This is a genomic window from Hymenobacter frigidus (assembly GCF_014640435.1).
Classification (GTDB): domain Bacteria; phylum Bacteroidota; class Bacteroidia; order Cytophagales; family Hymenobacteraceae; genus Hymenobacter; species Hymenobacter frigidus.
This window is the reverse complement of record NZ_BMGY01000088.1, coordinates 1-2,958: the sequence shown is the minus strand read 5'-3', so window position 1 is coordinate 2,958 and position 2,958 is coordinate 1. Positions and strand designations below refer to the sequence as shown.

Below are 2,958 nucleotides of genomic sequence, written 5' to 3'. Positions count from 1 at the left end.
ATCACCCGGGCCCCGCTCGCGGTAGTGGCCGCCAACCAGACCAAGGTCTACGGCGAAGCCAACCCCGTGCTGACCGGTACCCTGACCGGCGTCCTGAACGGGGATGCCATCACCGGCGCCTACACCACGCTGGCCACGGCGACGAGCAACGTGGGTGGTTACCCCATCGTGGCCGACTTCAACGCCGCCCCGGAAGTGCTGGCCAACTACACGGCCACCCCGACCAGAACCAACGGCACGCTCACCATCACCCGGGCCCCGCTCGCGGTGGCAGCAAATAACCAGACTAAGATTTACGGAGCGGTTAACCCGAGTTTCACCGGCACCCTGACGGGCGTGAAGAACGGCGACGCCATCACCGGCACCTACACCACGACGGCTACGCAAACAAGTAATGTTGGTACCTACGCCATCGTGGCGGACGTGAATGCCACGGCCGCCATCCTGGCCAACTACACTCTGACCAAGACCAACGGCACGCTGACCATCACGCCGCAAACCGGTAACCCAGTCGCTAGTACCTACTACACAGGTTCCAGCTTCTTCTGGACGACCGGGCCAAACAGCAGCACGGCTACCTTGAACCTTGTGGCCACCCTGAAGGATGACCCCAACTATACTGGTGGTGACATTCGCACAGCTAAAGTGTCGTTTTACATCAACAACAATGGCACCATGGTACCCATTACTGGTGCCCAGAACCTACCCGTTGGCTTGGTTAATCCAGGTGATATAACGGTAGGAACTGCTGCTGCCAATGTGCAGTACAACATTGGCAGCTCCACTACCATCTTGAATATCGCCGTAGTGGTAACCGGTAACTACAAAACGGTTGCCCTACCGGAAGACAAACCGGTAACGGTAGCCATACCAACCCCTGGTGGGTTGATAGCTGGCGGTAGTACTTTCGACGAAATTCCAGCTACGGCAGGATACATCAAAGGGACCTCCAACTTTGCCTTCTTTGTCCAGTACAATAAGAGCTTGACGAATCCACAAGGCCGTGTCGAGATGACGGTGTTTAGCAAATATGACCGTAATGGCAATTTGACAGCCAACACTCACACCTATAAGCTAAAGAGCACGGCTATCTCGGTTCTGTCGACCACCAACCCCACCGCTCAATTCAGCAGTAAGGCAAATCTTTCAGAGATTGTCAATGGAGTATCGCAGAGCATAGAAGGCAACTGCTCAATGCAACTGAATATGTATGATGGTAAAGGCAACTTAGCTGTAACTACTGATAAAGTTGACAGGTTAGCTATTACCGTTTACCGTAGCAACGGAGGTATTTGGTACTCGAGCAACTGGGATGGTACAAAAACCATTTTGAGAGATGTCAACCCGCTAGATGAGGTCACGGTTGGCGGCGCACCTGCTTCCACAACGACCGTAGCGGCTAGGAGCACAACCCAACCAGTTTTGGCGGTGGTTACTACTGTCAAGGGGGAGGTAGCCAGCAACCTGCTGGAGGTTTACCCGAACCCGCTGGCATACCAGGGCACTATTCACTTCCATACGCAGAAGGGTGGCAAAGCCCAGGTGTACCTCTACAACCAACTGGGGGCGCTGGTTGCTACCCTCTACAATGCCGAGGTGGAAGGCGGTCAGGATTATTACCTCCCACTCTCCAGAGGAGACATGGCAGAGGGTGTTTACACCTGCCGCCTCATTACGAATGGCAAAGCGGAGAACAAGCGCATCACCATCGTGAGGTAATGGAGCTCAATCGAAGCTTTAATTTCAAAAGGCAGCCGGGACATTCCCGGCTGCCTTTTTTGTATTCGGTCACGAGCCTCTGATGCAATACTTAACTTAAGTATTCATGCAAAAGTAATCTGGTAGTTTGGGCTACCAATAGCGCGTAGTAGGTCGGTGACGTGCTGCCAGAGGGTCAGCGGCGTTTGGTAGGCATCGGGGGTCAGCCAATAATGCTTGCAAAAGCGCCACAGGGTGTCGATGCGGTTGAGTTCGAGCGAGTAGGGCGGCAGGAAAAACAAGGTCAAGCCTTGCGCCGCCCAGGTGGCGAGTTGGGCCTTGACTAGCCCGACTTTGTGAATAGCGGCGTTATCGAGCACGAGCACGGTGGGCTACGTACGGTGGGCCAGCAAGTCGGCCACAACCAGCACGAAGAGGTAAGGGGTAAAGGCGGCAGGCGAGACAAAGCCCAGAGAATGCTGACGACCGGTGGCTTGTGGGTCGGCTGGCCGCCAGAACCCCAACAACAGAATAGCCGCCCCGGCTCCGCGTTCTGCCGGTAGGCCCACCGGCGGCTGGCCGCGCCGCTACCAGGCGTAAGGCACGGGGGCATGGCGCGAGAAGCGCACCTCGTCGGCGTAGTACTACTCGCCCCGCTGCTCGGCGTGTTGCAGGGCCGCGAGTTGCAGGGCCGCGAATTGCTGCTGCGCGGCGGCAAAGGCGTCAGAGTCCCGCTGGGCTTTGAGCAAGCGGTGCATTCGCTTCCAGCGGTAGCCTGCCTGACGCAGGCAGGATGTTGATGAGCAAACGAACGCACAGTTACTACCAGATGCGGGGCACAAACCGGCGGACTTGCTGGCAGGCCGCGCCCACCCAGGCCACTACTTTTTTTGGAAGCCGGAGCCAGCTTGGGGGGAAGGCCGGCCCGGTGGCCTTTCACCAAGGCGGCCGCGCCTCCCTGCTCGAAGCGGGTCAGCCACGCCCGGACGGTGACGCGGTACGCTGCATACGCAGCGGATAACTATTTGATGAACAGGCTGCTACTATGACTCAGCACCGCTCGGGACCGTTTGCGCTCGCGCGGATGGGCACCGGTGGCAGCGATTCCTTCCAACTGCTGCATCTGCGCGGCAGTCAAGACTATCGGGGCGAGTTTCATCTCCCTAATCTACTGCCTGTTTACTTTTGACATACTGAGCCTGTTTAGGGTTTTTGGCGGCGGGCAGAGTGGGCAGCAAAAAGACTCCCAAAAAAGTCGGA

The 2,958-nt window shown here is 57.1% G+C and carries 2 protein-coding genes; one reads left to right on the top strand and one right to left on the bottom strand.

The features are described 5' to 3' along the window. Positions 1 to 1,719, top strand: a 1,719-nt coding sequence (locus tag IEW17_RS20495; RefSeq protein WP_188563927.1) for an MBG domain-containing protein, incomplete at its 5' end; no start/stop codon positions are given. A 104-nt stretch (positions 1,720 to 1,823) separates the two neighbouring features. On the opposite strand, the gene IEW17_RS20490 is transcribed toward IEW17_RS20495, so the two are convergent. Beyond that, complete coding sequence (locus IEW17_RS20490) at positions 1,824 to 2,084, bottom strand: transposase (protein ID WP_229749180.1); 261 nt, start codon at positions 2,082 to 2,084, stop codon at positions 1,824 to 1,826. Positions 2,085 to 2,958 lie beyond the last annotated feature (874 nt).